This window comes from Pseudomonas sp. IT-347P, assembly GCF_949768005.1.
In the GTDB taxonomy this organism is placed as follows: domain Bacteria; phylum Pseudomonadota; class Gammaproteobacteria; order Pseudomonadales; family Pseudomonadaceae; genus Aquipseudomonas.
The window spans coordinates 148,600-172,988 of record NZ_CATKPQ010000055.1 but is presented as its reverse complement, the minus strand read 5'-3'; the positions used below and the strand labels follow the sequence as shown (position 1 = coordinate 172,988).

General features: G+C 59.5%; 23 protein-coding genes. 11 read left to right on the top strand and 12 right to left on the bottom strand.

What is annotated here, in order from left to right:
- Positions 1–7 precede the first annotated feature (7 nt).
- From ACM6IV_RS20380 to ACM6IV_RS20370, 3 genes are all read right to left on the bottom strand, one after another.
- A complete protein-coding gene (locus ACM6IV_RS20380; RefSeq protein ID WP_034151909.1) occupies positions 8–754 on the bottom strand; it encodes a 2OG-Fe dioxygenase family protein in 747 nt (248 codons plus the stop codon).
- Positions 755–986: 232 nt separating this feature from the next.
- Positions 987–2,273 (bottom strand): OprD family porin, encoded by a 1,287-nt coding sequence (locus tag ACM6IV_RS20375; RefSeq protein ID WP_414871384.1) that lies wholly within the window; start codon positions 2,271–2,273, stop codon positions 987–989.
- A 296-nt stretch (positions 2,274–2,569) separates the two neighbouring features.
- A complete protein-coding gene (locus ACM6IV_RS20370; protein WP_414871383.1) occupies positions 2,570–3,238 on the bottom strand; it encodes a DsbA family protein in 669 nt (222 codons plus the stop codon).
- A 149-nt stretch (positions 3,239–3,387) separates the two neighbouring features.
- Here ACM6IV_RS20370 and ACM6IV_RS20365 point away from each other — a divergent pair, with 149 nt between their 5' ends.
- Positions 3,388–3,546, top strand: coding sequence for a hypothetical protein (locus ACM6IV_RS20365; protein WP_414871702.1), 159 nt, complete (start codon positions 3,388–3,390; stop codon positions 3,544–3,546).
- Between the two features lie 185 nt (positions 3,547–3,731).
- Here the strand turns inward: ACM6IV_RS20365 and ACM6IV_RS20360 are convergent, their stop codons facing one another.
- From ACM6IV_RS20360 to ACM6IV_RS20345, 4 genes are all read right to left on the bottom strand, one after another.
- The gene (locus ACM6IV_RS20360; protein WP_008080512.1) at positions 3,732–3,944 is read right to left on the bottom strand and encodes a hypothetical protein; all 213 of its coding nucleotides are present in this window, start codon (positions 3,942–3,944) and stop codon (positions 3,732–3,734) included.
- A 246-nt stretch (positions 3,945–4,190) separates the two neighbouring features.
- Positions 4,191–5,297, bottom strand: a complete 1,107-nt coding sequence (aguA, locus tag ACM6IV_RS20355) for an agmatine deiminase (RefSeq protein WP_414871382.1) — start codon at positions 5,295–5,297, stop codon at positions 4,191–4,193.
- Positions 5,298–5,302: 5 nt separating this feature from the next.
- The gene (gene aguB / locus ACM6IV_RS20350) at positions 5,303–6,181 is read right to left on the bottom strand and encodes an N-carbamoylputrescine amidase (protein ID WP_414871381.1); all 879 of its coding nucleotides are present in this window, start codon (positions 6,179–6,181) and stop codon (positions 5,303–5,305) included.
- A gap of 307 nt (positions 6,182–6,488) precedes the next feature.
- The gene (locus ACM6IV_RS20345) at positions 6,489–9,401 is read right to left on the bottom strand and encodes an aminotransferase (RefSeq protein ID WP_414871380.1); all 2,913 of its coding nucleotides are present in this window, start codon (positions 9,399–9,401) and stop codon (positions 6,489–6,491) included.
- Positions 9,402–9,614: 213 nt separating this feature from the next.
- On the opposite strand from ACM6IV_RS20345, the gene ACM6IV_RS20340 reads away from it, so the two are divergent.
- The 5 genes from ACM6IV_RS20340 to ACM6IV_RS20320 all read left to right on the top strand — a co-directional run bounded on the left by ACM6IV_RS20340 (position 9,615) and on the right by ACM6IV_RS20320 (position 14,452).
- Positions 9,615–10,139, top strand: a complete 525-nt coding sequence (locus ACM6IV_RS20340; protein ID WP_414871379.1) for a DUF3916 domain-containing protein — start codon at positions 9,615–9,617, stop codon at positions 10,137–10,139.
- Positions 10,140–10,222: 83 nt separating this feature from the next.
- Positions 10,223–10,768, top strand: coding sequence for a dTDP-4-dehydrorhamnose 3,5-epimerase (gene rfbC, locus ACM6IV_RS20335; protein WP_414871378.1), 546 nt, complete (start codon positions 10,223–10,225; stop codon positions 10,766–10,768).
- 41 nt (positions 10,769–10,809) lie between these two features.
- Positions 10,810–12,618 (top strand): sensor histidine kinase, encoded by a 1,809-nt coding sequence (locus ACM6IV_RS20330; RefSeq protein ID WP_414871377.1) that lies wholly within the window; start codon positions 10,810–10,812, stop codon positions 12,616–12,618.
- On the top strand, positions 12,615–14,000 hold the full coding sequence (locus ACM6IV_RS20325) for a sigma-54-dependent transcriptional regulator (protein WP_414871376.1): 1,386 nt from the start codon (positions 12,615–12,617) through the stop codon (positions 13,998–14,000). Before ACM6IV_RS20330 ends, ACM6IV_RS20325 begins: the two co-directional genes overlap by 4 nt.
- Entirely contained in the window at positions 13,997–14,452 is a 456-nt protein-coding gene (locus tag ACM6IV_RS20320) for a YiiD C-terminal domain-containing protein (protein WP_414871375.1), read from the top strand. Before ACM6IV_RS20325 ends, ACM6IV_RS20320 begins: the two co-directional genes overlap by 4 nt.
- A 192-nt stretch (positions 14,453–14,644) precedes the next feature.
- Here the strand turns inward: ACM6IV_RS20320 and cysQ are convergent, their stop codons facing one another.
- On the bottom strand, positions 14,645–15,472 hold the full coding sequence (gene cysQ / locus ACM6IV_RS20315; RefSeq protein ID WP_414871374.1) for a 3'(2'),5'-bisphosphate nucleotidase CysQ: 828 nt from the start codon (positions 15,470–15,472) through the stop codon (positions 14,645–14,647).
- 11 nt (positions 15,473–15,483) lie between these two features.
- On the bottom strand, positions 15,484–16,050 hold the full coding sequence (nudE, locus tag ACM6IV_RS20310; RefSeq protein WP_414871373.1) for an ADP compounds hydrolase NudE: 567 nt from the start codon (positions 16,048–16,050) through the stop codon (positions 15,484–15,486).
- Positions 16,051–16,138: 88 nt separating this feature from the next.
- Between nudE and yrfG the strand changes: the two genes are divergently transcribed.
- Positions 16,139–16,801, top strand: a complete 663-nt coding sequence (gene yrfG, locus ACM6IV_RS20305; protein WP_414871372.1) for a GMP/IMP nucleotidase — start codon at positions 16,139–16,141, stop codon at positions 16,799–16,801.
- Positions 16,802–16,895: 94 nt separating this feature from the next.
- On the opposite strand, the gene lysM is transcribed toward yrfG, so the two are convergent.
- Entirely contained in the window at positions 16,896–17,336 is a 441-nt protein-coding gene (lysM, locus tag ACM6IV_RS20300; protein ID WP_414871371.1) for a peptidoglycan-binding protein LysM, read from the bottom strand.
- A 136-nt stretch (positions 17,337–17,472) separates the two neighbouring features.
- On the opposite strand from lysM, the gene ACM6IV_RS20295 reads away from it, so the two are divergent.
- The 4 genes from ACM6IV_RS20295 to ACM6IV_RS20280 all read left to right on the top strand — a co-directional run bounded on the left by ACM6IV_RS20295 (position 17,473) and on the right by ACM6IV_RS20280 (position 22,448).
- Positions 17,473–18,360, top strand: a complete 888-nt coding sequence (locus ACM6IV_RS20295; protein ID WP_414871370.1) for a LysR family transcriptional regulator — start codon at positions 17,473–17,475, stop codon at positions 18,358–18,360.
- Positions 18,361–18,452: 92 nt separating this feature from the next.
- Positions 18,453–19,292 carry a formate dehydrogenase accessory sulfurtransferase FdhD gene (fdhD, locus tag ACM6IV_RS20290; protein WP_414871369.1) on the top strand — a complete coding sequence of 280 codons (840 nt, stop codon included), beginning with the start codon at positions 18,453–18,455 and terminating at the stop codon, positions 19,290–19,292.
- Positions 19,289–21,637 carry an FdhF/YdeP family oxidoreductase gene (locus ACM6IV_RS20285; protein WP_414871368.1) on the top strand — a complete coding sequence of 783 codons (2,349 nt, stop codon included), beginning with the start codon at positions 19,289–19,291 and terminating at the stop codon, positions 21,635–21,637. The genes fdhD and ACM6IV_RS20285 overlap by 4 nt, the downstream gene beginning before the upstream one ends.
- A 328-nt stretch (positions 21,638–21,965) precedes the next feature.
- Positions 21,966–22,448 (top strand): glycine zipper domain-containing protein, encoded by a 483-nt coding sequence (locus ACM6IV_RS20280; protein WP_414871367.1) that lies wholly within the window; start codon positions 21,966–21,968, stop codon positions 22,446–22,448.
- A 52-nt stretch (positions 22,449–22,500) separates the two neighbouring features.
- Here ACM6IV_RS20280 and ACM6IV_RS20275 read toward each other — a convergent pair whose 3' ends face one another.
- Positions 22,501–22,926: an acyl-CoA thioesterase gene (locus ACM6IV_RS20275; protein WP_414871366.1), complete on the bottom strand. Its 426-nt coding sequence runs from the start codon at positions 22,924–22,926 to the stop codon at positions 22,501–22,503.
- Between the two features lie 216 nt (positions 22,927–23,142).
- Positions 23,143–24,369 carry a 3-hydroxyacyl-CoA dehydrogenase NAD-binding domain-containing protein gene (locus tag ACM6IV_RS20270; protein WP_414871365.1) on the bottom strand — a complete coding sequence of 409 codons (1,227 nt, stop codon included), beginning with the start codon at positions 24,367–24,369 and terminating at the stop codon, positions 23,143–23,145.
- Positions 24,370–24,389 lie beyond the last annotated feature (20 nt).

Below are 24,389 nucleotides of genomic sequence, written 5' to 3'. Positions count from 1 at the left end.
GATCTGATTAGCGAACAATGTCGAAAGCGGTCCCGGGCCGCGAGAAGGAGATCGCCAGAATCTGCCGGTAGGCCATCGCATGGGTGTGCGTGTTGCGGGCCGGGGTCACGTAGTGGCGCATGTCGCGATCAAGGAAATAGGTGGTGTCGAGAATTTCCTGGTAAGTGGTCGACGCCAGTTGGTGCTCGTGGATGTCGTACAGCCGACTCTCCGCACCTTCTACGTTATTGCGGCCCCAGAAGTGCACACCGCTGAACGGGTAACCGTCGCAGTGAATGCCTTCAGGGGTGATTTCAAGTTGCTTGCCGGGTTTGATCTCGATGCGGATCTGATGGATCTGGCACTGCCAGATTTCATCGTGAAGCTCTTCCGGCAGTACGCTTTTGTACACTTCAAAATCAGTGTCGATCAGGCTGCGCATCACCGGTGAGGTAATCACTTCATCGGAGAAGTCCTGAAAGTGTCGTACCAGGCCGCCGACATAAGCGTTGTTTTCTTTCGACTGCACGTAGGCGCGATGCTCAAGCTGCTTCAACTCGCGCGTCTTCGGGTTGTACTCGAAGTCGCTGTAACGACGGTAACGCATACCGGCTTCGGCCTGACCGTAGTAACTGTCAGGCTCCATGTTTTCCCAACTTTTGGTCAGTCTGACGAAGTCGGCGAAATGACCGTAGAGATTGAAGTCACCACCCTGGACGTTGACATATTTGTCGCGCCGTAGCGATTCGCCCACTTCTCTGTTCAAAACGATCATTACCAAATTCTCCGCTGCATTGAGCGGCCTAATCTATTAGGTGGAGAATTTGCGTCCATGAGAAAGAATTTCAGGCATTTAAAGCCCTGTTTGAAACGACGTTTGCAGCGACTTGAAAACAACTTTTACATGACAAAAACACCGGTTTTTTCCGCTTTCCGTCGAAAAACCGTCGAAAAAAAACCCCGAACCAGTCGGGGTTTTTCTTATGTTTCTTACACTGGATCAGGCATCAGAAGATGTTGATCGGGTAGTCCACGAATACGCGCAGTTCGTTACCGCTGACGTTGTACTCGCTGGACTTCTGCGATACGCGCAGGATCGAGCTGCGCAGTTTCACGCTGAGGTCTTTGGCCGGGCCAGACTGCACGACGTATTTGAACTGGTTGAAGATCTCGCGCTCGGTGCCACCTTCGCTGGTGGAGGTGGTGATATTGTCGCCACGCACGTAAGCGAAGTTGTAGCTCAGACCCGGTACGCCGAAGGCGCCGAAGTCCAGGCCGTAGCCCAACTGCCAGCTGCGCTCGTCTTCAGCGTTGAAGTCGGACCAGTAGGAGTTCGCGAGGTAGATGGAGTTGCCACCGTCACCGACACGACCTTGATCTTTCTGGTAACCGCCGTAGGCGTAACCCAGGTTGCTGTCGCCGGTGGAACGCTGGTGCGCAACGGTGAACGAGTGCGGACCGGTAGCGAAGGTTGCGGCCAGGCTCCAGATCTTGTTGTCGTCGCCGGTAACACCGTTTTCGCGGACATAAGAGTTGTCCAGCTTGGTGCGATAGCCGTTGAAGTCCAGGGTCAGCGACTGATCCTTGTTGAACGGCAGCACGTAGTTGGCGTTCACGTATTGTTTCTTCAGCACGTCTTCAACGTCGGAAGCGTAGAGCGCGCCTTTGAAGTGTTCAGTGAACTGATAGCTGCCGCCCAACACGTTGATCGACTTCAGGCCACCGCTGTCACGGCCTTCATCGCTTTTGCGCGATTCGGCAGTGAAACGACCGGCGTTCAGTTCCAGGCCTTTGATCTCACGGGAAGTAATCAAAGTACCGGTATAGCTTTCCGGCAGCAGACGCACGTTGTCGTAACTCAGCACTGGCAGGGCCGGCATCTGGTCACCGTAGGTCAACACGGTGTTGGAGACGCGGAACTTGACCGCGGCACCGCCCTTCGCGATGTCATGGTTCGCGCGACCGTCATTTTCCTGCTTGAAGAAATCGATACCACCAGCGCCGCTGCGGCCCTTGCCGCCATCCAGACGCAGTGCGTACAGACCGAAGGCGTCAACACCGACACCCACGGTGCCCTGGGTGAAACCGGACGAGAACGTACCGATGGCCGCTTGGCCCCACTCGGCCTTGTCTTGGTTGCCGTCTTTGTAATCACGATTGATGTAGGCATTGCGCAGCAGCACTTTGAGGCTGCTGTCTTCAACAAAACCCTTGGACTCGGCCTGGTCGTTAGCCATGGCCTGCGTGGCACTCAACATCCCCAGTGCGATCAGACTGATTCGCTTGTTCAACATTTTGTTTTCCTTATTACGGGTTGAAACGCGCTGTGTCGAACGGCGGAAACGGCGCTTTTGCACTCTTTTATTCACCCGAAACAAAAAGACCCGCCCACGACAATGTCATGGCGGGCCTGCTCCTTATTTTGAGTCATGGCGGTTGGCCACAGGCGTTGGGCCGAATCGTAGCCGCGCCCCGAACAATGTGTCAATTTCAAGAATCGTCTTTAAATAGGCAAAAAACGTCTAAGAAACGTAAATTTTGCGCTGACTCCTTGCTGGGAAATGCCTGCAGCCAGTGAATCCAGTGCGGATCACGCGCAGCCATCGCTGGCACAAAGTAACGAAGCTTTGCCTGATTCATCGACACCAACTGCCTGATTCAACCAATCGGCAAACGCCTGCGGCTTGCCCAGCCAAGGACTGATATCGACCAGTTGGAATTGGCCGTTCTGCGCCAGCGCCATTGTCGGAAAACCCTGACCGCCCAATTGCGCCAGAAACTGACGACTGGCTTTTATGTGTCCTTCGCTATCAACAGACTCCAGCGCAACGTGGAAAGCTTCCTGCGCATAGCCCATCTGCATCGCCAATTCCAGGAGTACGGCTGAATCGGCAATCCGGCGCCCTTCCACATAGTGCGCCGTCTGCAACCGCCCCAGCATGCGCAAACCGCCTCGGTCGATGGCTTCGGCCGCCATGACCGCAGCAATCGGTGGCGTCGAATCGAACACGGCCGAGTGATCACGCAGCAAGCCGTCGAAATAGGCCTCGCCGAAAGGCTGGCCGGTGTATTCGGCAATCCGTCGGTCATGGGGCATGACGTAATTGCGCAACTGCTCAGACACCCGCTGACGATTGGCTCCACTCATCATTCCCCCGGCATGGGCGACCACTGGCAACACTGCCTGCGCCGCTTCCATCAGAGGCTTGGCGCCATAACACCAGCCGCACAACGGGTCGTAGATGTAATGAAGAATCATGGGAGAACTCCGGCAGAAAGTCAGGAAAATCGATGGCGGCAGATTAGTCCTCACACCCTTGCGGAAAAACGCCGGAATGGCTTTCAGTCTGTTTCATGAATCGGTCGAATTGGCCGCAGACTGTGTCAAGTCCAGCCAATACAGGCGAGATGCTCGAATCTGGTCGTCGTTCGACCATCGAAGCCCAGGATGGCAGCGAAGATTTGCGCACTCTTTACGCTGACCTCAGCACTGACCCGAGCGAAAACATGGGCGACATGGATGAAAACAGTTTCCGCGACAGTGTCAGCAGTACTTACAGTTACTGATTCCACACAAATCCTGTGGGAGCGAGCTTGCTCGCGAAAGCGTCAGGTCAGTCGGCATAATCGTTAACTGATCCACCGCATTCGCGAGCAGGCTCGCTCCCATATTGATGGGTGAGTAAAAAACAACGGTGCATAAAAAAGCGCCGCCATCCCGGCAGCGCTTTTACCAATCCCTGTTGTTCTTCTTATCCTTCCATCACAGCCCACAATGCTTCCAGTTCGGCCTCGCTGAACAGGCCAGCGGGGTAACGCTCGATCATCATCCGGCGCGGATCAGGTTCCCTGATCTGACGCGTTCCATTGGACTTCAACCAGTGCGCGACAATCTGGAGCGATTCGCCGTTTACGGCCATGGGATGCAACGTCCGCTCGCTGACTACGTTCACTTCGGCGTTCATTTCAGCGCTCTCTCCCCGTTCATGAGCGGCTACGTTATCCAAGGTTTATGACAGAACTGTTGAAGTTCTCCCCCCTCCCTAGTGCACGGCTGATGAATACAAGAGCTATGCCAAGGTGTCTCATGTGTCGACAAGCGGATACAAAGAAGCCCGCAATCCAACCGGGCTGCGGGCTCGTTTACATACATAGCGAGCTAATCATTGCCTCGCCGATTTGCTAATCAACTCAAGCTGTTACGACTCAACTCACTCTTTGTGCGGCGCGGGTTGCTGTTGGGTAAGGCAGTGGATATTGCCGCCACCCAGTAACAATTCGCGGCCAGGTACCATCACCACTTCGTGCTGCGGGAACAGCTTCTGCAGAATCTCTTTCGCCGGGGCATCCATCGGATCGTCGAAACTCGGCGCGATGATGCCGCCGTTGACGATCAGGAAGTTCACGTACGAACCGGCGAGGCGCACAGACGGATTGCGCTCCTGCGAGCCGTCCACCGGGTCGACACCGGCACATTCCTCTTCAGTCGCGAACAGCGGTCCCGGAATCGGCATTTTGTGCACAATGAACGGGCGACCCTTGGCGTCAGTGCTGCTTTGCAGGACTTTCATCGCGGCCTGACAGCGCGGGTAGTTCGGATCCTGCGGATCGTCAGTCCACGCCAACAGCACTTCGCCCGGACGCACGTAGCAGCAGAAGTTATCCACATGACCATCGGTTTCGTCGTTGAACAAACCGTCCGGCAGCCAGATGATCTTATCCACAGACAGATTGGCGCTGAGCACCGCTTCGATGTCTTCGCGGCTCAGATGCGGGTTGCGATTGCGGTTGAGCAGGCACTCTTCGGTGGTGATCAGCGTGCCTTCGCCGTCGACGTGAATCGAACCGCCTTCGAGCACGAAACCTTCAGTGCGGTAACGCGGGCTGCGCTCGATCTCGAGGATCTTGCCGCCGACCTGCGAATCGCGATTCCACGGCGAGTACAGACCGCCGTCGAAACCGCCCCAGGCGTTGAAGTCCCAGTTCACACCGCGCACTTCGCCGTTGTTATTGATGACGAAAGTCGGGCCGCTGTCGCGTACCCAGGCGTCATCGCTGGACATCTCGACCACGCGGATATTCGGCACGTCGAGGCGTGCGCGGGCGTTTTCGTACTGGCCGGCGGAGACGGCCACGGTCACCGGCTCGAAACGCGCAATGGTTTTGGCCACTGCCGCGTGTGCGGCTTGCGCCGGTTTGCCGCCCAGACGCCAGTTGTCCGGGCGCTCGGGCCAGATCATCCAGGTCTGCGTCTGCGGCGCCCACTCGGCCGGCATGTAAAAGCCGTCGGCGCGCGGGGTACTTTTCAAGGTGGTCATCGGGATCAGGACTCCAGGGAACCGTCGAGGGTTTTCAACGCGCCGTACAGGTTCGGACGGCGGTCACGGAATGAACCCCACGCGCTGCGAATGTGTTCGAGCTCGTCGAGGTTGAAAGTGTGCACAAGAATACCTTCTTCGGTTTTATTCATCTCCTGCACTTTTTCGCCGAACTGGTTGGCAATGAACGAAGAGCCGTAGAACGTGATGTCGTAGCCGTCCTGTTCCTCATTGCCGATGCGGTTACTGGCGATCAGCGGCATCAGATTCGCGCCGGCGTGGCCCTGTTGCACACGCTGCCAGTGATCACGCGACGAGATCGTCTTGTCGTGCGGCTCGCTGCCGATGGCGGTCGGGTAAAACAGAATTTCTGCGCCTTGCAACGCCATGCTCCGTGCGGCTTCCGGGAACCACTGATCCCAGCAGATGCCCACGCCGATTTTCGCGTAACGGGTGTCCCACACTTTGAAACCGGTGTCGCCCGGGTTGAAGTAATACTTCTCGTGGTAGCCCGGGCCATCCGGGATGTGGCTTTTACGATAAATCCCGAGGTTGCTGCCGTCGGCGTCGATGATCGCGATGCTGTTGAAACGCGCACGGCCCGCCAGCTCATAGAAGCTGATCGGCAGGACCACTTGCAGTTCTTTGGCGATTTTCTGGAAATGCTTGATGGCCGCGTTTTCTTCCACCGTCGTCGCCAGTTGCAGGTAGTCCGGGTTCGGCTTCTGGCAGAAGTACGGCGCCTCGAACAGCTCCTGAATCAGAATGATCTGCGCGCCTTTGGCGGCGGCTTCGCGCACCAGCCTTTCAGCGATTTCGAGGTTGGCTTGCAGATCCCAGGAACAGGCCATCTGAGTGGCGGCAACGGTAACGATACGGCTCATGAATCATCTCCGGGCAGTGCTTCGACGGTCGACGATTCGACCGAAAAGAAAAAACGCGCGCACCGGACATGAGATCGCCATGCCGGAGCAATGGCGACTTTATAGCCGATAAATATCGGCTTTAGAAGCTATAAACCTGCATCCCGTCTAAATTAACCGATAAAAAGCCGATACAAATCGAATTAACACCCTAAAAACAAATGTGGGAGCGGGCTTGCTCGCGAATGCGGTGGATCAGTCACCCAATTCAGTGACTGACCCACAGCTTTCGCGAGCAAGCCCGCTCCCACAGGGGGAATTTCAGTGTTTACAGACCTTCGCTGAGGACTAGATCGAGCATGTCGACAAAGAAATCCACACTCTGGCGCGAGGTCACCATCGGCGGTTTGATCTTGAGAATGTTCAGATCATCACCGGTTGGTTGCATGAAAATCCCTAACTCACGCAAGCGATCGCACAACAGCGCGGTCTCCTCGGTCGCCGCTTCCAGCGTCTCGCGGTTGCGGACCAACTCTAGCCCGAGATAGAACCCGGAACCGTGCACGGCGCCCACTAACGGATATTTATCGATCAACGCTTCAAGTCGCGCCTTGAAGTGGCCACCGACCACCTGCGCGTTCTCCCAGAGTTTTTCTTCTTCCATGACATCGAGCACCGCCATGCCGATCTGGCAGCTCACCGGACTGCCACCTGCCGACGAGAAGAAATAGCCCTCGGCCTCAAGCGCCTCGGCAATTTCCCGCCGAGTGATGACCGCACCCAGCGGCTGACCGTTACCCATGCCCTTGGCCATGCAGATGATGTCCGGCACCACCCCCTGCTCTTCAAAGCCCCAGAAGAAACGGCCCATGCGCCCGTAACCGACCTGAACTTCATCGGCGATGCACACGCCGCCCTGCGCGCGCACCAACGCATACACCTGCTTCAGATACCCCGGCGGCAGCGAGATGCCCCCGGCATTGCCATACACCGGTTCGCAGATGAACCCGGCCAGCTGACGCTTGTGCCCGGCAAGTTTTTCCAGGTGATGCTCAACACTGCGCACGTACTCCGGCGCCGAATCGAGGCCACGGAATTCACCGCGATAAGTATTTGGCGCAGGCACCGGATGCACCCAGTCCGGGCGGCTTTCCAGGGCTTTCGGGTTGTCGGCGATCGACGTCGAGACCGCATCGGCGCCGACGGTCCAGCCGTGATAGGCCTCAAGGACGCTGATCATGTCGCGCCCGCCGCTGTAGGCCCACGCCAGTCGAATCGCCAGGTCATTGGCCTCGCTGCCGCTGTTGACCAGAAACACCCGATCCATGCCTTTCGGCGCCAGTTTCAGCAAACGCTCGGAAAACTCCGCCACCGCCGCATAGTTGAACCGCGAGTTGGTGTTGAGTAACGACCACTGCCGCGCCGCGACCGCCGCCATGCGCGGGTGGCCGTGACCGAGCACGGCAACGTTGTTGAGCATGTCGAGATAGGAGCGGCCCTGCATGTCGATCAGGTGATTGCGCCAGCCGCGTTCGATGCGCGGCGGATCGACGTAATAGTGTTTTTGCGTGCGGGCGAAACTGGCGTCGCGGCGTTCAAGCAGGGTTTTCGCATCCAGCTCCGGCTCGGCATTGCAGGCCAGCCCTAACAACGCCGCCGGCGACGGGCACAGTGCCTGCCAGGCCGCGGCTTGGGCCGGAGTACAAAACAACGGCGCATTGAGTTGCGCGCCGCGGCACAACTGCACCCGCAACGGACCGCTGACCGCGCCCAGCACCTGGCCTTTGACCAGCGCCGCGCCGCTGTGCAGCGAAGGTGTCACGCCCCACAGCCGCACACTGAGTTGCGGACCATCCAGTTGCAGCACACCCTCTGCTGACTGATGCACGACACCAGCGAACGGCGCCTCCACGGCGGTGCCATCGGGCACGCGCAATTCCACATGCAGCGGAAACGTGTCCGGTTCAACGGCACTGTCGGGACGCGTGCGCGACAAACGGTACTGACCATAACGGCTCGCCGCCAGACCATGGGCCGCTGCGGCTTCGTTCAACAGGTGCTGATCGATGCCGGCATGCTCCCAGTTGCCCGCCTCGAAATGCGGACTCAGGACACCGAGATCGATCAACGCAAACTCACGCCCGACCAGACCGGGCAGCAAGGGCGCAAAACCTTCGCTGTCGATCGCCGGCAATGCGTGACCGACAGCCGTAAGAATCGCCGCTTCCATCAGCGCCAATGGCACCGACGTGGCCACGCGGAAGATTTCCCACTCATGGGTAAGGTTGTCACGGCTGTAGGTATTCGCCGGGTCGATGCTGACCTGTTGTTCACCACTGAGGACCAGCACCGCCGCGCGCGCGACGATCAATGGCCACAGCGCTTGCAGCTCTTCATGTTGCAGCGGGTTGACCGCGTGGTAGGCCTGCACCGCCGGCAGGATGACAAACGGATCACCACCCGCGTGATGCAACAATGCCGCACAGGTCACCGACAGATCGGTGATGCGCCAGGTGCGCACCAGATCGCCAAAGTCGATCACGCCCTGCAATTGCCAGTGCCGCTGGGCATCGCGCGCCCAGACGGCGTTGTCATCGGTGATGTCCATGTGGATCGCCTGCACCGGCAGTTTGTCCAGCAACGGCTGCAAACGGCGCTCGGCCTGAGCCGCGGCATCGGCGATCAATGTGCGTTGCTGCTCATCCTTGATCACCGGCAGCAGATGGCTGATCAGTGCACTGGCGTGACGGGCATCCCACTGCAACGTGCGCTCAAGGCCCGGATGGTCGAACCCGGCCAGCGCCAGGTCCATTTCACCGCAGAGCCGGCCGAACCCCGCCACCACATCACCACCCAAGTGATCGAGATGCGTGAGCGGCTGGCCCTCGATGTAATCCAGCAACCGCACATGCACCGCTTCGCCGCCGACCTCCAGTGACAGCAGATCTTCGCCGTTATTGGCCGCAATCACTCGCGGCACGGTCACCGCCGAATGCTCGGCCAGATACTTGAGCCCGGCATGCTGGGCTTGCAGTTCCACCAGGGCGTAATCGCCATGGCAGATTTTCAGCACGAACCGCCCGCGCGGGCTGTCGACGCGAAAATTCAGATCCTGCTGGCTGCCAAGGGGCTGCAACGTGCCGCTGAGTCCGTACTGCTCCGCCAGCCATTGCCGGGCCTGCTCCGCAGAAACCTGCGGGCTGGGCAAACTGGCGCGATGAATCAACGTGGCGAGCGGCATGAAACGACCCCTGAAATTTTATTAGGCGCCTATATCGCCATTGCTTTTGGCGAGACGCAACCCCTTATACCAACTCCCGACCGGATCAAGGGCGCATCACTGTGCCGGCAACCCCCCAAATAACTTTTCCCACAGCAATTTCAGATTGCGTTTGAACACTTCACTATTCAACCTGCCCCCTTGAACGTTATCCGCACGGAAGCAATCAGCAAAATGTCCCAGCGCCGCCTCGCCCTCTCCAACAAAAAAGTCCGCAATATCCCTCGCCGTCTACGCGCGTTAGCCGCTTGGGCTGCTGACTTCGAAGGTTACTTTCCGGCCGACCTTACCGAGGAGGAGAAGTACAGCAACTGGAAAATCCCGATTCACATGTCGATGGTCCAAGGAAAACAAGCAACCGCGGATCTGCGTCGGCAGTGCGCGCAGCACTTGATCAACGCGGCGCAGCACCTGCGTATGGCCCGACCGGAAAATGCTATCGATTGCAGAGTGGTCGCCGCCATCTGCTTGCCAGGAATGTTTTCCAGTGAAATATGTATCTATACAGACATGGAATATCACCGAGGTCATATCCCTCCTGCTGATAGTCAATACGTCGAAACCGGTAAAAGCCTGGCCCAGGAATGGGGACTCGTTTTACCGCCGGGCATTGGAGAGAGAGGCCTGAGCTATACCGTTGAAGATTGCGATGGCCAGACCTATGAGGAAGAACGCTGGTATTTTGGCGAGGTCGATTGAATCGCCCCTTACAGTCTGCACTCGCGCTAAATGGAAGTTTGCGCAAGAATGTCGGCCATTCCCACCTGCCTATGGAAATCCTCATGAATGTAATCACCACCGACCTGCCCGGCGTCCTGATCATCGAACCGAAGGTGTTTGGTGACGAGCGCGGTTTTTTCTACGAGAGCTTCAATGCCAAAGCGTTCCAGGACGCCACCGGTCTGGACACGCAATTCGTTCAGGACAACCACTCGCGCTCGCAAAAAGGCGTGTTGCGTGGTCTGCACTATCAGCTGCAAAACACCCAGGGCAAACTGGTTCGCGTGACGGTTGGCGAAGTACTGGATGTGGCCGTGGACATTCGTCGCAGCTCGCCGCACTTCGGCAAGTCGGTGGCTGTGCGCTTGTCGGCTGACAACCATCGTCAACTGTGGGTGCCGGAAGGTTTTGCCCATGGCTTCGTGGTGCTGAGCGAGTTCGCCGAATTCCTCTACAAGACCACCAACTACTACGACCCGGCGTCCGAGCGCAGCATTCGCTGGGATGACCCCGCTCTGGGCATCGACTGGCAGCTGGACGAAGCGCCGAAGCTGTCCGCCAAGGACCAGGCCGCAGCACTGCTCAAGGACGCTGACGTCTTCGCCTGAGCCTGGGCATAATGCGCCTGTCCCTACAGGCGCATCGGCTCATGAAACCAACACTTCCCCCCAGACCTCGCTGGCGCAGTCTTGCCCTGCTGGCCCTGTGTCTGGCGCCGCTGCTGTGGCCCCTGGAACATCTCGCTGAACGCTATTACCGCAGCGAACTGGCCGGGCAGAACCGCCAGACCCTCGACTTGTACGTCGCCAACCTGCTGGGCACCCTGCACCGCTACGAAGTGTTGCCGCAGATTCTTGGCGACCTGCCAGCTCTGCGTGCAGTACTCGGCGCGCCGGACGATGGCGTCACTCAAGGCAATGCCAATCGCCTGCTGAAGAACATCGCCGCGCAGACCGGCGCCGAAGTCATGTACCTGATGGACACCAGCGGCCAGACGCTGGCGGCGTCGAACTGGGACAAGCACGACAGTTTCGTCGGCCGTAACTTCTCGTTCCGTCCGTACTTCAGCGAAGCCATGGCCGGTCGCCTCGGGCGCTTTTTCGGCCTCGGCACCACATCAGCCAAACGCGGTTACTTCTTCGCAGCGGCGGTGCGCAACGGCGAAAAAATCATCGGCGTGCTGGTGATCAAGGTCGACCTCGACCACACCGAAAGTCTGTGGGGCAAAACGCCAGAACAACTGCTGGTCACCGACCACAATGGCGTGGTCATCCTCACCTCGCGCCCGGAATGGCGCTTTCGCTCGACCCGTAACTTGAGCGACAGCGAACGCTCGGCAATCACCGCCATCCAGCCTTACCCGACCCGGGAGCCGCGCCCGCTGAACCTCAGCCCCAGCGCCTGGCTGATCCAGACCCATGACATCGCCGAAACCGGCTGGAGCGTGAGCATCCTCGCGCCGCGCACCCTGATCGATCGTCCGGTGCGCACCGTGGTTGCCATCGGCGGCGCCACACTGTTGGTGCTGATGCTGTTGCTCGGTCTGATGATGCAACGCCGTCGGCATTATCTGGAACGCATCGCCTTCGAGGCCAAGGCACGCCGTGAACTGGAAGGCCGCGTCGCCGAGCGCACCAGCGACCTCGAAGGCCTCAACCGGCGTTTGAAGGAAGAAGTACTGGAGCGTGAACAGGCCCAGCAGGAACTGGTGCGCGCTCAGGACGATCTGGTCCAGGCCGGCAAGCTGTCGGCACTGGGAACCATGTCGGCGAGCATCAGCCACGAACTCAATCAGCCGCTGGCCGCGATTCGCAGCTACGCGGAAAACGCCGAAGTACTGCTCGATCATCAACGCACCGACGACGCCCGCGGCAACCTCAAACTGATCAGCGAATTGACCGGGCGCATGGCCTCGATCATCGCCCATTTACGCGCCTTCGCTCGTCGTGATCGCCATGCCCCGGAAAGTGTTGCCCTGCAACCGGCGCTCGACGATGCGCTCGCTTTACTGGCCAAGCGGCGGCGCAGCATGGAAGTTGAGCTGATCCGCGATCTGCCCGCCGCCACGCTGTGGGTCGAGGCCGGGGAAACGCGTCTGCGCCAGGTACTCGGCAATCTGCTGGCCAACGCCCTCGACGCGCTCACCGAGAAAGGGCCGCCGCGCAAACTCTGGCTGAGTGCCGAATCCACCGTCGAGGGCGTCAATCTGTACATTCGCGATAACGGCCCGGGGTTCTGCATGGAAGCGCTCGGCCGCGCCAGCGAACCCTTTTACACCACCAAGACCCGTACGCAGGGTCTGGGTCTGGGGCTGGCCATTTGTGAAACGCTGATGCGCGCCTTCGGTGGTGAACTGTCGTTCGCCAACCACAAGCAAGGTGGCGCCTTGATTACCTTGCGGCTGCGCGCCGGTGCGCCCGGGGTCAGCCTGCAACCGTCCGAGGATCGAAGTGCATGACCATCGACAATCGCATTCAGGTGGTGTTGATCGACGACGATCCGCACTTGCGTCAGGCCCTCGGGCAGACCCTGGATCTGGCCGGCCTGAAAATTCTGCCGCTGTCCGAAGCCAAAGGCCTGGCCGCTCAACTGGAGCGTGACTGGCCGGGCGTGGTGGTCAGCGATATTCGCATGCCGGGCATGGACGGCCTGGAGTTGCTGAGCGAATTGCACGCGCAGGATCCGGAACTGCCGGTGCTGCTGATCACTGGTCACGGCGACGTACCGCTGGCGGTGCAGGCCATGCGTGCCGGCGCTTACGACTTTCTTGAGAAACCGTTTGCCAGCGACGCACTGCTCGACAGCGTGCGACGCGCTCTCGCCCTGCGCCGCCTGGTGCTGGACAACCGCAGCCTGCGGCTGGCCCTCAGCGATCGCAATGAATTGAGTGCACGGCTGGTCGGCCATTCGACGCCCATGCTGCGTTTGCGTGAACAGATCGGCGCGCTGGCCGCAACCAAGGCGGACGTGCTGATCCTTGGCGAAACCGGCGCCGGCAAAGAAGTGGTCGCCCGTGCGCTGCACGATTTATCCAGCCGCCGCAACGGCCCGTTCGTGGCGATCAACGCCGGCGCACTGGCCGAGTCGGTGGTGGAAAGCGAACTGTTCGGCCACGAACCCGGCGCATTCACCGGTGCACAGAAACGCCGCATCGGTAAATTCGAATTCGCCAACGGCGGCACGCTGTTTCTCGATGAAATCGAGAGCATGAGCATGGACGTGCAAGTGAAGCTGCTGCGCATGCTGCAAGAGCGCGTGGTCGAGCGCCTGGGTGGCAATCAACTGATCCCGCTGGACATCCGCGTCATTGCCGCGACCAAGGAAGACCTGCGTCAGGCCGCTGATCAGGGGCGCTTCCGCGCCGACTTGTATTACCGCCTCAACGTCGCACCGCTGCGCATTCCGCCGCTGCGCGAACGTGGCGAAGATGCGCTGGTGCTGTTCCAGCATTACGCCGATGAAGCCAGCGCCCGTCACGGTTTGCCACCCCATGAACTGCAACCGGCGCAACGCGCCTTGCTGCTGCGCCACACCTGGCCGGGCAACGTGCGCGAACTGCAAAATGCCGCCGAACGTTTCGCCCTCGGCCTGGAACTGGCGCTGGATAACAGCGCCACCGAAGGCGCCGGCGGCACCATGGTCGAGGTCATCAATGGCGGTCTCAGCGAGCAGGTGGAAAATTTCGAGAAGTCGCTGATCGCCGCTGAACTGGCGCGCTCCCACAGTTCGGTGCGCAGCCTAGCCGAGGCCTTGGGTATTCCACGCAAGACCCTGCATGACAAATTGCGCAAGCATGGCCTCAACTTCGGCGACAGCAGCCACGGGGACGAGAACGAATGAGCACCGACAGTCGCTATCTGCAATCGGTCCTGCATCACGACATTCCCCTGACCCGGGACATGGGGTTAAAAGTGCTCGACTGGCGTGATCAGCAGTTGAGTCTGCATCTGCCTCTCGATCCTAACGTCAATCACAAGAGCACGATGTTCGGTGGCAGCCTCTACTGCGGCGCGGTGCTGGCCGGTTGGGGCTGGTTGCACTTGCGTTTGAAGGAAGAAGGCATCGCCGACGGGCACATTGTGATTCAGGAAGGGCAGATCAGTTACCCGCTGCCAGTTACTGGCGATGCCGTGGCGATTTGCTCGGCGCCGGATGCGAAGGTGTGGAAGAGATTTCTGGCGATGTATCAGCGTTATGGGCGGGCGCGGTTGACGCTCGATACGCGGATCGTCAATGCGGGTAGAGATGAGGATGCGGTGACGTTTACCGGGCAGTACGTTTTGCACCGCTGAAGATCAAGAGCCCCTCACCCTAACCCTCTCCCAGAGGGAGAGGGGACTGATTGGGGGATGCTTCAGAGGTACATCGACCTGAAGGCGCTTCACCGAATCCATAATCGACCCAATCTTTCAGGTCGATGTGTGATGCAAGACAACTCGGTCGGCTCCCTCTCCTGGGGGGAGAGGGATTTTGGATCAGCCCACTTAACCCCGAGCCAACTCCAACAATCTGGAACGCCATGCCGCCTTCGCCGGCAACGCCAAAAAGAATTCATTGAGCAACAATTCCCGCGCCGGATAGCAGAACGCTTCCCCGCGCAGATCCAGCACCTCACCGCCCGCGCCCTCCAGCACACCTTGCGCCGCGGCCGTGTCCCACTGCGAGGTCGGCGCCAGTCGCGGATAGCAGTCCGCCGCACCTTCAGCCAGCAGGCAGAATTTCAGCGAGCTGCCAATATTGGCCAACTGCAATTCGCCCAGACTCGCACTCAGCCCGGCGAGCAACCGTTCCTGCTCGGGACTCGAATGGCGACGGCTGGCCACCACGGTAAACGCCTCGCCCGGCCCCGGCACATCGCGCACCTGAATCGAAACCGGCGTGCCGCCCTGGTCGCACCGCCATGCGCCAAGCCCGGCGCCGCCAACGTAGAAACGACCATTGGTTGGCATCGACACCACCCCAAACACCACGCAACCGTTTTCGATCAGCGCGATATTCACGGTGAACTCTTCGCTGCCGCTGATGAACTCCTTGGTGCCATCCAGCGGATCCACCAACCACCAGCGCTGCCACCCAGCGCGTACGCTCTGAGGGATGTTGGCATCTTCTTCCGACAACACTGGAATGCTCGGATCGAGCGCCGTCAGCCCGGCGACAATCAGGTGGTGCGCGGCCAGATCCGCCGCCGTCACGGGCGAGTCATCCGACTTGGCCGTGACTTCAACGCCGGCGCGCCAGAACGGCAAAATCGCCTTGCCGGCCTGCAATGCCAGCTCAACGACCGGCGCCATCAACGGGTGGGGGAAATTCATCGTTATTTCACTCATGCTGGAAAGAACCCGCGCTGGGTCAAGAGATCGCGGGTCAAATACAATGCAGCCAACGCGCGACCTTCAGAGAATTGCGGGTTGAGCGCCAGCGACGACAGTTCGCGCAGGTTCACTTTATCGACGCGCATCGGCTCGGGCTCGTCGCCTTCCAGACGCTCTTCGTACAATTCGGTGGCCAGGACAACCTGAATCTTCTGGCTCATGTAACCGGGCGACAGCGACAGCTCGGTCAGATGCTCCAGCTGCCGTGCGCCAAAACCGGCTTCTTCCTTGAGCTCACGCTCGGCTGCCGCCAATACGTCTTCGCCCGGCTCGATCAGACCTTTAGGCAAAGACAGTTCGTACTCATCGGTACCGCCGCAGTATTCCTCGACCAGCACGGCGTGCTCGCTGTCCAGCATCGCCACGATCATCACCGCGCCGTAGCCCGCGCCTTTGCCGACCAATCGCTCGTAAGTGCGTTCCACGCCGTTGGAGAAGCGCAGTTTGAGTTCTTCGACGCAAAACAGGCGACTGGTGGCGACGATCTCGCGGGCAAGTACGGTGGGTTTCTGGCGCATGCAAAGCTCCTTGGCGTGAACGCGCTACTATAACGCGGCTTTCCCGATTGTTTATGTCGGATATCTTTCTACCGTTCGAGACGTTGCCATGCCTTCATTACCGTGGTCCGACATCGATACCGTTCTGCTGGACATGGACGGCACGCTGCTGGATCTGCACTTCGACAATCATTTCTGGCTGGAACACCTGCCCCAGCGTTACGCCGAACTGCACGGGGTCAGCCGGGCCATGGCCGAGATGGAATTGCAGCCACTGTTCGAACGCCACGCTGGCCAGTTGCAGTGGTACTGCCTGGATTTCTGGAGTGCCGAGCTGAAGTTATCAGTGCGAGAACTGAAGCTGGAAACTGCGCATCTGATTGCATTGCGGCCGGATGCCGATACCTTTCTGGAAGCGATCAAACGCGCTGGCAAACGGGTGATCATGATCACCAACGCGCACCGTGATTCACTGTCTTTGAAGCTGGAGCGGATTGAGCTGGCGCCGTATTTCGAGCGGCTGATCAGCTCGCATGATTACGGTTTCCCCAAGGAGAACCCGCAGTTCTGGGATGCCTTGCAGGCTGACATCGGTTTTGATCCCGCGCGCAGTCTGTTTATCGACGATACCTTGCCGATTCTGCGCAGTGCGCGGAATTTTGGTGTGGCGCATTTGTTGGCGGTGAAAGAGCCGGACAGCCGCAAGGGGCCGAAGGACACGGCTGAGTTTGCGGCAGTTGAGGATTATCGCAGTTTGATCGCAGGGCTTTGATACCGAGTTGCCCGATTCGCGAGCAGGCTCGCTCCCACATTTGGAATGCGGTCCAATGTGGGAGCGAGCCTGCTCCGGGCGGCGTTCCGACGTGTTACTCAGGAATACGCAGTGTCTGCCCCGGATAGATTTTGTTCACATCCTTGAGCATCGGTTTGTTGGCATCGAAAATTTTCTGATACTTGTTGGCATCCCCGTACACACGCAGAGAAATCGCGCTGAGGGTGTCACCCGACTTGACCACGACAAATTGTGCCGCAGTGACAACCGGGCCGGTCACGGTGATCTGATCATCAACGCTGCCAACCCCGGCAATATTGCCCACCGCCAGCAGAATCTTCTCTTTCTCTTCCTGACTCGCGACTTCACCGGTGACAGTGACTTTGTCGCCATCCACCGTTGCCTGTACATTCGGATTGCCCAGGCCGACCTTGCTGATGTGTTCCTTCAACTGCTCACTGGCATTGGCGTTGCCCGGGGTCAGCAGATCGATCAGCTTCTCACCGGCTTCTTTCACAAAGCTCAAAAGACTCATAGCGCACACTCCTTGATTTGGGTTCCAGACGTCCAAGCCTAGACCACCTCAGACAAACCCGGTTCCAAGCCGACCAATGACCCTGCCACCCCCGAAACGGTAGAATCGCCCACCCCTGCCAGCCCCCGGAGCGAAGATGGACATCAAGCAGCTGAAATTCCTCATCGCCCTCGACGAAACCCGCCACTTCGGCCAGGCCGCCGCGCGTTGCCACATCACCCAGCCAACCCTGTCGATGCGCCTGCGCAGCCTCGAAGAAGAACTCGACCTGCAGTTGGTCAACCGTGGCCAGCGCTTTGAAGGGTTCACCGCGCCGGGCGAGCGCGTGCTGGCGTGGGCGCGCTCGGTGATGGCGGCTTATGACGGTTTGCACGCGGAAGCAGCGGCGTGTCGCGGCAACCTGATCGGCACGCTGCGGTTGGGCGTAGTGCCGCTGTCGAGCTTCGATCCGCTGCCGTTGATGCAACGCCTGCACAGCGCCCACCCGAATTTGCGCTTCGAAATGTCGGCGCTGAGTTCCGAACAGATCCTCGAACATCTGGCGAACAACCGTATTGATATCGGCGTGTCCTATCTCGATCGTCTGGATAACGAGCGCTTCGAATCCCTGGGCTTCAGTGAAACGCGCATGGGCCTGCTTTACGATCAGCGCTCGTTCACCTTTGGCGACGCGCCGTTGAGTTGGCAGTCGCTGATCGAACTGCCGCTGGGCATGCTCACCAGCGGCATGCATTTTCGTCAGTCCATCGACCACAACTTCCACAGCCGTGGCCTGACCCCGCAACCGTTGCTGCAAACCGATGCGGTGCATCAATTGTTACAAGCGGTACACGGCGGCTTCTGTTGCGCAATCATGCCTCTGGACGGCGGGCTGGAAAAACTCACTGACCACCTGCGTCTGCAACCCATCGAAAACGCCCAGACCCTCGCCCCGCTGGGCTTGATCATGCGGCGCGGGGCGCCTCGCTCGGCGTTGGCCGAGGCGTGTTTTGCGCTGTATCAGAAATCACCCACAGCTTCTTGATCGACGGTATCTATCGATAGATCGACACTAGCGATTAGACGCGACAACTTGCCGCGCCTAGTCTTAACGTTGATCAAACCGTCGGTGATGCCATGAACGCCAAGCGCCCGGCCTGCGCGGCGCCTGTACTTGAAACGCCCGCGCCCGCTGCCAGCCAGACCTACAGTTACAGTGATTTACCCCGCGAGGAATCGGCCAGCACTGCGCTCGCCGAGGAAGTCGCGTTGGCGATCGCCTACAACGGCATCAGCCAAGCGGTGATGCTGGTGACACCCACCGACCTTGAAGACTTCATCGTCGGCTTCAGCCTCGGCAGCGGCATCATCACCGACCCTACCGACATATATGACCTGCAGTTGACCGGCGCGGGCTCGGCGCAATACGCGCAAGTGACCATCGCCAACCGCGCCTTCTGGAACCTCAAGCAACAACGTCGGCAAATGGCCGGCACCAGCGGTTGCGGATTGTGCGGTGTCGAAGCGGTGGAACAGGCGCTGCCTGATCTGGAAGTCCTGCCCGGTGCGCCGTTGCCCGCGATTGAATGGCTCGACGGTTTGCGTCAGCGCATCAGTGCCTTTCAACCTTTGGGCCAGTACTGCGGTGCGGTGCACGCGGCGGTGTTCATGAACGCCAGCGGCGAATTGTTGCTCGGTCGCGAAGACATCGGCCGGCACAACGCCCTCGACAAGCTGATCGGTGGACTGATCCGGCAAAAGATATCCACAGAAGGCGGCCTGGCGATTGTCACCAGCCGTTGCAGTCTCGAATTGATCCAGAAAGTCTTGCGCGCCGGCATCCAGACCCTGGTCAGCCTGTCCGCGCCTACTGGCCTTGCCGTGCAATGGGCCCGTCGACACAACCTCAATCTCATCCACCTGCCGCAGAAAAGTGCGCCGCGGGTGTACAGCCCCGCGATGGAGAATCAAGCGTGAGCCAACATCATCAAGCCGACCAGAAACCTGTCCCGCGCTACAAGCCTTACAAAGGTGCCGCCGGCGGCTGGGGTGCCCTGATCAGCGTGGCTCAGGCCTGGTTGACCAGCGACAACGCGCTGAAGAACCTGCGCATGATGCTCAAGACCAACCAGAACGGCGGCTTCGACTGCCCGGGTTGCGCGTGGGGTGACTCGCCGGAAAGCGGCATGGTCAAGTTCTGCGAGAACGGCGCGAAAGCGGTGAACTGGGAAGCCACCAAGCGCCGCGTCGATGCCAAATTCTTCGCCAAACACAGCGTCACTTCGTTGCTGGAGCAGAGCGACTACTGGCTGGAATATCAGGGCCGTCTGACCGAGCCGATGGTCTATGACGCGGAAACCGATCGCTACAAGCCGATCAGTTGGGATGAGGCGTTCGCGCTGATCGCCAAACACCTGCAAAGCCTGCCGAGCCCTGATCAGGCCGAGTTCTACACCTCGGGTCGAGCCAGCAACGAGGCGGCTTACCTGTATCAACTGTTCGTGCGCGCCTACGGCACCAACAACTTTCCTGACTGCTCGAACATGTGCCACGAAGCCAGCGGTGTGGCGTTGGCGCAAAGTGTCGGCGTTGGCAAAGGCACCGTGACCTTCGACGATTTCGAACACGCCGATGCGATTTTCGTCTGGGGTCAGAACCCCGGCACCAACCATCCGCGCATGCTCGAGCCGCTGCGTGAAGCGGTGAAGCGCGGTGCGCAAGTGGTATGCATCAACCCGTTGAAAGAGCGTGGCCTGGAACGTTTCCAGCACCCGCAACACCCGATCGAAATGCTCACCAATGGCGACAAGCCGACCAACACCGCGTATTTCCGCCCGGCACTCGGTGGCGACATGGCGCTGCTGCGCGGCATGGCCAAGTTCCTCCTGCAGTGGGAGCGCGACGCACAAAAGGCTGGCGAACCTGCCGTGTTCGATCACGATTTCCTTAACGCCCATAGTGCCAACGTGCTCGAGTATCTCGGAGTCGTCGATGACACGCCGTGGGAGCAGATCGTCGAACAGTCCGGCCTGACCCTGGTCGAGATCGAGCAAGCTGCGCGCATGTATGCCAAAGGCAAGAACGTGATCATGTGCTGGGCGATGGGCATCACCCAGCATCGCCATTCGGTGCCGACCATCCAGGAAATCGCCAACCTGATGCTGCTGCGCGGCAACATCGGCAAACCCGGCGCCGGACTGTGCCCGGTGCGCGGTCACAGTAACGTGCAGGGCGACCGCACGATGGGGATCAACGAGCGTCCGCCGGTGGCGTTCCTCGATTCGCTGGAACGACGTTTCCAGTTCAAGGTGCCGCGCCACAACGGCCACAACGTGGTCGAGGCGATCCACGCAATGGCCGAGGGCCGCGCCAAGGTCTTTATCGGTCTGGGCGGCAACTTCGCCCAGGCCACGCCAGACAGCACGCGTACGTTCGCCGCACTGAGCAATTGCGACCTGACGGTGCAGATCAGCACCAAACTCAACCGCAGCCACCTGGCCCACGGTAAAGACGCGCTGATCCTGCCGTGCCTCGGTCGTACCGACATCGACATCCAGACCGAAGGCCCGCAAGCGGTCACCGTGGAAGACTCCTTCAGCATGGTTCACGCCTCCAACGGTCAGTTGCAGCCGCTGTCGAACCAGATGCGTTCGGAGCCGTCGATCATCGCCGGCATCGCCGCCGCCACACTGGGCAGTCAACCGGTGGACTGGAACTGGCTGGTGGCCGATTACGGGCGCATCCGCGAACTGATCGCCGACACCATTCCCAACTTCAAGGAGTTCAACGAGAAGATCAAGAACCCCGGCGGGTTCTATCTCGGTAACAGCGCCGGCGCGCGCAAGTGGAACACGCCGTCGGGCCGCGCCAATTTCCGCGCGAACATGCTGCCGAAAGATCTGGTGCACGAACGCACCCGCGCCACCGGGCTGCTGCCGGACCTGATCCTGCAATCGATGCGTTCCCACGATCAGTACAACACCACGATTTATGGCCTCGACGATCGTTATCGCGGAGTCAAAGGCCAGCGTGACGTGTTGTTTGTCAATGAGGCAGACATCATTCGCCTGGGCTTCCGTCCGGGGCAGAAGGCTGACATCGTGTCGCTGTGGGACGATGGTCGTGAGCGTCGCGTAAAAGGCTTTACCCTGCTGGCCTTTGATATTCCGGCCGGGCAAGCGGCGGCGTATTACCCGGAAGTGAATCCGCTGGTGCCGCTGGAAAGTACTGGGGATGGCAGCCATACGCCGACGTCGAAGTTCATTGCGATCCGGTTGGAGGCAGCGAGTGAGACTGGGCTGATCATGGCCAAATCCGCCTAAAGCGGTGTCAGTACCGGCCTATTCGCGAGCAAGCTCGCTCCCACATTGGAATGCATTTCAAATGTGGGTGCTAGTTTGCTCGCGAAGGCGTCGGTTCAAGCAATACATGTCTGGGGTCAAGCAGTTTACAACCGCCCACAAAAAAGGCCGCTTTTTCACAAAAGCGGCCTGTCCGAAGTAGCTAAAGACCAGCGAAAATCGGTTAAGTTCCGGTGAAAAAACAGCAACTTGCAAAATTGTATACATGTCGTGCTATTCGTCGGATTTTGATTGTCACGCTCGTTACACAGCCTCAGGATCGGCGCCGTCATCCCTTTGAGGCTCATCTATGAAGTTCTCCTCGATTCTCTTGTTGTCCCTTGGCCTGGTCAGTGGTTTTGCTTCCGCAGGCGGCACCACCGAAGCAGGTGTGGGCGGCGCATTGGGCGGGGTTCTTGGCTCGGTCGTCGGTCAGTCCTTAGGCGGCAATACAGGTTCCACCATCGGCGCAGCCTTGGGCGGTGCGGGTGGTAGCGCAGTCGGCGCAGACAAGCGCAGCCGCGGCGAAGCCGCCATCGGTGGTGCGCTGGGCGCAGCCGGCGGTAACGTGGTCGGCCGCAGCATGGGCGGCACCACCGGCAGCCTGATCGGCTCCGCAGCAGGTGGCGGCGCCGGTGGCGCGCTGGGCAACTACATGGGCAACAAGAGCGATGACGACGATCGTCATTACGACCGTCGCCACGATGATCGTCGTTACTACCGCGATGGCCACCCAGGTCGCGGCCATGCCTACGGCCATCGCAAGCATCACAAGTACTATCGCCACCGTTAAGGCGAATGCTTGAACAAAATCGCAGCCCGAGGGCTGCGATTTTTTTTGCCGTTTACACCACCAGGTTTTCCAGTGCCTGTCGCAGTTCGGCAGGAATCGGTACCGGCTGGTTGCTCGAACGGTCGACAAACACATGCACGAATCGCCCCGCCGCACAGGCCTCGCTTTCGCCGACCTTGAACACCGCCAATTCGTACTGCACCGAACTGTTGCCCAGCTTGCCAACTCGTACACCGATCTCGATCAGATCCGGAAACGCGATCGAGGCGAAGTAATCGCACGCCGAACTGACCACAAACCCCACCACCTCGCCGTCATGGATATCCAGACCACCGACCTGAATCAGGTAGGTGTTCACTGCCGTGTCGAAGAAGCTGTAGTAGGTCACATTGTTGACGTGACCGTAAGCGTCGTTGTCGTGCCAGCGTGTGGTGATGGGCTGGAAGTGAGGGTAATCGGTGCGCTGAGGGGTGGACATGTGCTGATTCTCTTGTTCTTTCAGTGAGGCCGTTTGCCCTCACCCTAGCCCTCTCCCAGAGGTAGAGGGGACTGACCGAGGTGTTCTTTCGAGTTACGCCGACCTGAAGCTATCAAGTCGAACCCAAATGTTGAAACCCACAAAGACCGGCTCCCTTACCCCCTCTCCCTCTGGGGGAGAGGGCTGGGGTGAGGGGGATCGATTCTGGCCGCTACATCACATTTGAGCAAACCCCTTACCCTGCGCCGCCAACTCACCAATCAACCGCGCCGGTTTCCACTGATCACCCTGCCGCGTCTCCAGCGCAAGCAAGCGCTGATGAATATCGGCCAGGCCTTGCTGATCCGCCCAGGCCATTGGCCCGCCCTTGTCCGCCGGGAAGCCGTAGCCATTCAGATACACCAGATCAATGTCGTGCGCGGATTCGGCAATGCCCTCCTGCAAAATCTTCGCGCCTTCGTTGACCAGCGCCAGCAGGCAGCGCTCCAGAATTTCCTCCGGGCCGATCTCACGACGCTGGAAGCCCAGCCCTTCGCTGACCCGCAATACCAGCGCATCCACCTCAGGATCATGCTCGGCCTGACGACTGCCCGGCTCGTAATGGTAATAACCGTTGCCCGATTTCTGCCCAAACCGGCCCAGCTCGCACAAGCGGTTATCCACCTGAACCTCTGGCGCGTCCTGGCCTTTGCCGGCCAACTCGCGAGCGCGCCACTCCAGATCGATGCCGACCACGTCGTACATGCGAAACGGCCCCATCGCAAAACCGAAGCCTTGCAGCGCCGCGTCGACCTGCTGTGGATAAGCGCCCTCAAGCAACATCTTGCGCGCCTCCAGCACATACGGATGCAGCATGCGATTACCGATAAAGCCGTGGCAGTTGCCCGACACCACACTGACCTTGCCCATACGTTTGCCCAGTGCCAGCGCCGCCTCCAGCACTGCCGCAGAAGTCTGCGCGCCGCGAACGATTTCCAGCAACTTCATGATGTGTGCCGGACTGAAGAAATGCAGGCCCAGCACTTGCTCCGGACGCCTTGTCGCAGCGGCAATCGCATCGATGTCCAGGGCTGAGGTATTGCTCGCCAACAACGCTTCAGGCTTGAGCAAGCCATCCAGCTCACGAAAGATCTTCTGCTTCAGCTCAAGATTTTCGTACACCGCTTCGATCACCAGGTCGACATTGCGTATCGCCGGGTAATCCGCCGCCACACTGACCCGCGCAATACGCGCATCTGCCTCGGCCTGCTCAATCCGCCCCTGGCGCACGTTGTGTGCATAAGTCTCGGCCACAGTGGCAAGGGCCTGTTCAAGCATCTGTGGATTGTTATCCACCCACTGCACCGTTACGCCGGCATTGGCCAGGCACATGACAATGCCGCGGCCCATGGTGCCCGCACCGATCACCGCCGCTTGCTGAATATCGAAGGATGTCTGGCTCATGTTGTTCTCTTGTTGGCGAT

What these genes read in the sequence shown, in the direction of transcription:
- ACM6IV_RS20380 (WP_034151909.1), bottom strand. Translation starts at nt 754, where the DNA reads ATGATCGTTTTGAACAGAGAAGTGGGCGAATCGCTACGGCGCGACAAA.
- ACM6IV_RS20375 (WP_414871384.1), bottom strand. Translation starts at nt 2,273, where the DNA reads ATGTTGAACAAGCGAATCAGTCTGATCGCACTGGGGATGTTGAGTGCC.
- ACM6IV_RS20370 (WP_414871383.1), bottom strand. Translation starts at nt 3,238, where the DNA reads ATGATTCTTCATTACATCTACGACCCGTTGTGCGGCTGGTGTTATGGC.
- ACM6IV_RS20365 (WP_414871702.1), top strand. Translation starts at nt 3,388, where the DNA reads ATGCTCGAATCTGGTCGTCGTTCGACCATCGAAGCCCAGGATGGCAGC.
- ACM6IV_RS20360 (WP_008080512.1), bottom strand. Translation starts at nt 3,944, where the DNA reads ATGAACGCCGAAGTGAACGTAGTCAGCGAGCGGACGTTGCATCCCATG.
- aguA (WP_414871382.1), bottom strand. Translation starts at nt 5,297, where the DNA reads ATGACCACCTTGAAAAGTACCCCGCGCGCCGACGGCTTTTACATGCCG.
- aguB (WP_414871381.1), bottom strand. Translation starts at nt 6,181, where the DNA reads ATGAGCCGTATCGTTACCGTTGCCGCCACTCAGATGGCCTGTTCCTGG.
- ACM6IV_RS20345 (WP_414871380.1), bottom strand. Translation starts at nt 9,401, where the DNA reads ATGCCGCTCGCCACGTTGATTCATCGCGCCAGTTTGCCCAGCCCGCAG.
- ACM6IV_RS20340 (WP_414871379.1), top strand. Translation starts at nt 9,615, where the DNA reads ATGTCCCAGCGCCGCCTCGCCCTCTCCAACAAAAAAGTCCGCAATATC.
- rfbC (WP_414871378.1), top strand. Translation starts at nt 10,223, where the DNA reads ATGAATGTAATCACCACCGACCTGCCCGGCGTCCTGATCATCGAACCG.
- ACM6IV_RS20330 (WP_414871377.1), top strand. Translation starts at nt 10,810, where the DNA reads ATGAAACCAACACTTCCCCCCAGACCTCGCTGGCGCAGTCTTGCCCTG.
- ACM6IV_RS20325 (WP_414871376.1), top strand. Translation starts at nt 12,615, where the DNA reads ATGACCATCGACAATCGCATTCAGGTGGTGTTGATCGACGACGATCCG.
- ACM6IV_RS20320 (WP_414871375.1), top strand. Translation starts at nt 13,997, where the DNA reads ATGAGCACCGACAGTCGCTATCTGCAATCGGTCCTGCATCACGACATT.
- cysQ (WP_414871374.1), bottom strand. Translation starts at nt 15,472, where the DNA reads ATGAATTTCCCCCACCCGTTGATGGCGCCGGTCGTTGAGCTGGCATTG.
- nudE (WP_414871373.1), bottom strand. Translation starts at nt 16,050, where the DNA reads ATGCGCCAGAAACCCACCGTACTTGCCCGCGAGATCGTCGCCACCAGT.
- yrfG (WP_414871372.1), top strand. Translation starts at nt 16,139, where the DNA reads ATGCCTTCATTACCGTGGTCCGACATCGATACCGTTCTGCTGGACATG.
- lysM (WP_414871371.1), bottom strand. Translation starts at nt 17,336, where the DNA reads ATGAGTCTTTTGAGCTTTGTGAAAGAAGCCGGTGAGAAGCTGATCGAT.
- ACM6IV_RS20295 (WP_414871370.1), top strand. Translation starts at nt 17,473, where the DNA reads ATGGACATCAAGCAGCTGAAATTCCTCATCGCCCTCGACGAAACCCGC.
- fdhD (WP_414871369.1), top strand. Translation starts at nt 18,453, where the DNA reads ATGAACGCCAAGCGCCCGGCCTGCGCGGCGCCTGTACTTGAAACGCCC.
- ACM6IV_RS20280 (WP_414871367.1), top strand. Translation starts at nt 21,966, where the DNA reads ATGAAGTTCTCCTCGATTCTCTTGTTGTCCCTTGGCCTGGTCAGTGGT.
- ACM6IV_RS20275 (WP_414871366.1), bottom strand. Translation starts at nt 22,926, where the DNA reads ATGTCCACCCCTCAGCGCACCGATTACCCTCACTTCCAGCCCATCACC.
- ACM6IV_RS20270 (WP_414871365.1), bottom strand. Translation starts at nt 24,369, where the DNA reads ATGAGCCAGACATCCTTCGATATTCAGCAAGCGGCGGTGATCGGTGCG.